The following is a 4,975-nucleotide window of genomic DNA, read 5'->3' as shown; positions in this document are numbered from 1 at the left end:
ACTGAATTGCTTCCATTTTAAGGCTATGATCATATTTTCTTTTAGACATAACGAACACTCCTGTAAATTGATTACTTTCATTATAGCTTAATTTATTATCAATTTACTGTGTCCGTTATTCAGTCTAGCATCATACCCTTTTAAAACATATTCATTTTTTTGGATTTGCTGAACAATCTGATATAAAAAGAATAAAAAATAAATTGAATGATATTGAAAGAAAACTAAAAGAAGAAGAAAGAAAGATTAACGATACTAGAAAAGGTTTAGAAAACATTACACCTAGAAAAGCTAAAATAATGTTTGAACAACAGAAAAAAACAATCCCATTATATTTAATTTATGATGAAGTTGTTAGTCATATAAACACTCATTTATTAAACTTTATTGAGATGATGAAAGAGTTTAATTGGAATGAAGGTTACAGACCTTTTATAGAATTATTTATTGAAGAATTTATACCTACTGAATATGATTATGAAGAATTAGTTTTATTCTCTAATGAACTTGATACACTTTTTTATAAAATAAATCAGAGAATTATTTCAAGAATTGGAGAACTTGAAGAAGAAGATTTTAATCAACTTATGGAGATCTTAAATAAATATAGAAAAGAAAGTGATGAATAATGTCTATTGTAAAAATTCAAGGAGTGAAAAGATTAGATAATGCAATAAATAATGAAGTTGACACAAAATTATGTCATCTTGGTAAAATAAGTGTCAAATAAGGAGCCATTTTTCTTTCTTTTTTGTAGATAGACATTGTTAAACCAACAAAAATTAGCAATCCATTTTATATGCTAATTGGATTGCTAAAAGGTTTGTTATTTTATGTTTTGTACTATTAAACTTAACCCGTTAGATAATGGCACGCTACCCTCTTATATTCATTCAGTATGAAGTAACAATTGATCTAAATCCATTATTTTAATTTTCTTTTTCGGTAACCGTTTGATCAATCCAAGTTCTTCTAGATTAGTAAATTTACGGCTGATTGTTTCTGGTGTGGTACCAAGATACGAGGCTAAATCCTTTTTGGACATTGGTAAGATAATCGTTGGACTATTGCCACTTCCCTTTTCAACATTCTCAGCTAAAAAGGATATAATGCGGGTTTCTACATTTTCAATCGCTACTTGTGTGGTTTGTTTTTCAGAATCCTTCAAACGCATCGTTACTTCTGACAGTATTTTTAATGAGATCTGCGGATATTTCACCAAATACTCTTGTAAATCCTCTCGTTTAATTAAACAAATGGATGTATTTTGTAGTGCTTCCGCATAGTTCTCATGAATACTTCCAGGTTGGAAAATAGCGACTTCACCTGTAAAATCACCGGGATTTAAAATGCGACCAAGTTGTTCTTTTCCAGAATCCGATAAGCGATAAATCCGAGCCTTACCCGAATTGATAATATATAAGGTATCATCTTCCTCATCTGCACGGAATAACATTTCCCCTTTTTGTAGATGAAGTGTCTTGGCAGATTCCGCAATCAAATCCATTTGTGAGTCTTTCAAATGGTTAAAAATAGGAACAATACGAATACATTCTGCATGTCCATGTTGGTGATGACAACATTGGTTTTGTTCCAAAATAACCTCTCCTTTTTATAAAAAGCCTAAGAGGGCATCTTAGGCTTCCTTTCTATTCACTCGATTAAGCAGGTTTTACCTTTGATTTGACAACAGGATATCCTAAGTCTTCAATTGCCTTTTCGATATCGTTAATAGCGACTGCTTCTGAATCAAAATCTACTTTTACTTTACTTGCATTGAACATTACTTTCAAGCTATCTTGATTCACACCGTTTATTCCTTTCACCGCATTTTCAATCTTTTGCATACAAGATGGGCAAGATAAGGTTTCTAATTGAATCGTTGCTTTTTGCATAAATCATTTCCCCCTTCATTTTTTAACGACCGTAAACCAATCTATTCTTTTGTTTTTGAGTTACTTTAAGCCTGATATGCTTTATCTACTTCTGATAACATCTCGAATGTGCCTGCATACGTTTCACATACATCTCCAGGAATGGTGTAGTTGTCTGTGATTTTTCGTAATTGAGCAAATTCAGCATCTAAGTCAGGTTTGTTCGTACCTGCGTCTTTTACTTTTCCACTAATTGTTTCAAACAATTCACGTACTTCAAAGGCTTCTGGGTGATTCTTACCATGGGCCCGTGTAATTGCAGTGGTGTATAAATCCAGTTTTTCAAAATGGTTTGTTATTACTTCGTTAAATGTTTGTTCAGACATTATTATTTCCCTCTTTCTATATATAATTTTTGTTATGTGTGTTTGTCTTAGGCAGATTTTACTTTTGATTTAACAACGGGATATCCTAAGTCTTCAATTGCCTTTTTGATATCGTTAACGGTGATCGTTTCTGAATCAAAATCTACTTTTACTTTACTGGCATTGAATAATACTTTTAAGCTATCTTGATTAATCCCATTTAATCCTTTCACCGCATTTTCAATCTTTTGCATACAAGATGGACAAGATAATGTTTCTAATTGAATAACTGCTTTTTGCATGAATTATTTCTCCTTTCATCTTATCTTTGACTTTTTTGTTTTCCCTCTTCTTCTTTACAATTTAAGTATAGCTGAGGTTCAACGAAATGAAATTGACGCAAATCAAGTTTCAAGAAAAAGTAGGGGAGTATTTTGTTCTTCCTACCTGAATACTTCCCCTTTATCATTCGTCAAGACCGCTTTCTATTAAATTTATCCTCTCAAACGGTATCGAAGCAATCTCATACCATTCAAGATGACTACTAAGATACTTGCTTCGTGAACCAACATCCCGATTGACATATTCATCCATTCACTAAATAGTAGGCTAGCAAGTAAGATTAATACCACACCAACTGCTATGGCGATGTTCTGTTTCATGTTTCTTGAAGTTGATTTTGTTAAGCCTAATGCGTGTGGTAAACGACTAAAGTCAGAATTCATTAAAACAACATCTGATGTTTCAATTGCAACATCTGTTCCACTTCCCATGGCGATTCCGATATCTGCTAAGGCTAATGAAGGACTATCATTCACTCCGTCACCGACAAAGGCAATGATCCCGCCTTCTGCTTGCATTTTTTCGATATAAGCAGATTTTCCTTCTGGAAGCATATGACCGTGTGCTTCTGTTAACCCAAGTTCTCGAGCAACTAAATCTACGGTTCCTTGGTTGTCCCCAGAAAGAACGACAAGGTTTTTGACCCCTAGTTTTTTCAGTTTTTGAAGATCTTTTTTAACACCTGGACGGATTTGATCCCGAATACCCATCAGAACGTTTAATTCTCCGTCGACCGCAGTTAACACAAGAGAATTCCCATTTTTCTCAAAGCGTTCGACGTCTTTTTTAGCTTTTTCGCTTAATTTCACATTTTCCTTTTCCATTAATGCTACGTTACCAACGGCTATACGATGAACACCTATTTTTGCTACAATTCCGCCACCTTTAACGACTTCGGTTTCTTCAACAGTAGAGAAAGTTGTCTCGCCAATATCCTGTAGGACAGCTTTCGCTAGTGGGTGGTCCGATTCACGCTCCACACTTGCTAAATATCCTAGAACCTCTTCAGTATTTTTTCCGTAAAATTCTTTTTCGGCAACTTCAGGGTTTCCTACTGTCAATGTTCCTGTTTTATCAAAAACGATAGTATCTACTCTGCTAAAGTCATTGATAACTTCACTACCTTTTAAGAGGACACCATTACGTGCACCGTTTCCGATACCGGCAACGTTGGATACAGGAACCCCGATAACTAATGCACCTGGACATCCTAAAACAAGAATCGTGATAGCTAGTTCAATATCTTTTGAGAAAAACCAAACAATAAAACCAAGGACTAACACAGCTGGTGTATAATATTTAGAGAATCGGTCAATGAAACGTTCTGCTTCTGATTTGGAATCCTGTGCCTCATCCACTAATTCGATAATTCTACCAAATGTTGTATCTTCTCCAACGCGATCAGCTCGAATTTGGATCGTTCCATTTTCTAAGATAGATCCTGCAAATACTTCAGAATCAACCTTTTTACTTACAGGTAAAGATTCTCCAGTAATACTTGCTTCATTAATGTGACCTTCACCAGTTAACACTGTTCCATCTACCGGAACTTTTGCACCCGTTTTAACTAATAAAATATCACCTTCGTCTACATCATTGACATCTACTTCTTCAAATTCTCCGTTTTCCATTTGCTTTAAAGCACTTTCTGGTGCCAGCTCTGTTAATTCTTTAATGGCAGAACGTGTTTTGTTCAAGGTACGTTGCTCCAAGTATGAACCAAATAAGAATAAGAAAGTAACGATGGCTGATTCCTCATAATTTTGAATCAATACTGCCCCAATAACTGCAATGGTAACTAAAACATCAATACTGACAACTTTTACTTTTAATGCCTGATAGGCTTGGATTGCAATCGGCGCCACACCAAGAATGGATGCAATGATGAGCGACCAATTGAAAATGGCCATGTTGTCTAAGGAAAATCGTCCGAAGAATGCAAGTGCAATCAAAATTGCACTGACCAGTGTAATGGAATTCTTTTTACTTAATATATATCTTTGCATGTTGATTCCCTCCAATTTCATTTGTATTCCTTGTTGATGACTCTAGTATAGGATGTTTCTATAAAATAAAAATTGATTAGTATCAAGTTCTATTGTAAAAGTGAAAAATTATAAAAGAACAGCAAAACAAATCTAACTGTTTTACTGAATAACTCTTATATATTATCGAACATACAATAAAGATGTCTTGGTTTTGAGTGTCCTGTTTTTGAGTGTCCTGTTTTTTAGGGAACGGTAGGATTGGCTTAATATCAATGATGCTAGACTGAATAACGGACACAGTAAATTGATAATAAATTAAGCTATAATGAAAGTAATCAATTTACAGGAGTGTTCGTTATGTCTAAAAGAAAATATGATCATAGCTTTAAAATGGAAGCAATTCAGT

General features: G+C 34.1%; 6 protein-coding genes. 1 reads left to right on the top strand and 5 read right to left on the bottom strand.

Translation table 11 applies throughout. The features are described from left to right. The first annotated feature begins 203 nt into the window (after positions 1–203). Entirely contained in the window at positions 204–629 is a 426-nt protein-coding gene (locus tag KA873_RS13290; protein WP_119639636.1) for a hypothetical protein, read from the top strand. 260 nt (positions 630–889) lie between these two features. Here KA873_RS13290 and KA873_RS13285 read toward each other — a convergent pair whose 3' ends face one another. From KA873_RS13285 to KA873_RS13265, 5 genes are all read right to left on the bottom strand, one after another. Then, a complete protein-coding gene (locus KA873_RS13285) occupies positions 890–1,597 on the bottom strand; it encodes a Crp/Fnr family transcriptional regulator (protein ID WP_192945567.1) in 708 nt (235 codons plus the stop codon). A gap of 64 nt (positions 1,598–1,661) precedes the next feature. Beyond that, on the bottom strand, positions 1,662–1,895 hold the full coding sequence (locus tag KA873_RS13280) for a heavy-metal-associated domain-containing protein (protein ID WP_031797729.1): 234 nt from the start codon (positions 1,893–1,895) through the stop codon (positions 1,662–1,664). 65 nt (positions 1,896–1,960) lie between these two features. Beyond that, positions 1,961–2,260 (bottom strand): hypothetical protein, encoded by a 300-nt coding sequence (locus KA873_RS13275; RefSeq protein WP_026907429.1) that lies wholly within the window; start codon positions 2,258–2,260, stop codon positions 1,961–1,963. Between the two features lie 47 nt (positions 2,261–2,307). Continuing rightward, positions 2,308–2,541 carry a heavy-metal-associated domain-containing protein gene (locus KA873_RS13270; protein ID WP_031797730.1) on the bottom strand — a complete coding sequence of 78 codons (234 nt, stop codon included), beginning with the start codon at positions 2,539–2,541 and terminating at the stop codon, positions 2,308–2,310. A 192-nt stretch (positions 2,542–2,733) separates the two neighbouring features. Then, positions 2,734–4,587 carry a heavy metal translocating P-type ATPase gene (locus tag KA873_RS13265; RefSeq protein WP_192945569.1) on the bottom strand — a complete coding sequence of 618 codons (1,854 nt, stop codon included), beginning with the start codon at positions 4,585–4,587 and terminating at the stop codon, positions 2,734–2,736. Positions 4,588–4,975: the final 388 nt, after the last annotated feature.

Origin of the sequence: Staphylococcus sp. GDY8P45P (assembly GCF_017892745.1) — a bacterium.
GTDB lineage: Bacteria > Bacillota > Bacilli > Staphylococcales > Staphylococcaceae > Staphylococcus > Staphylococcus cohnii.
This window is presented reverse-complemented; position numbering and strand designations above follow the sequence as displayed.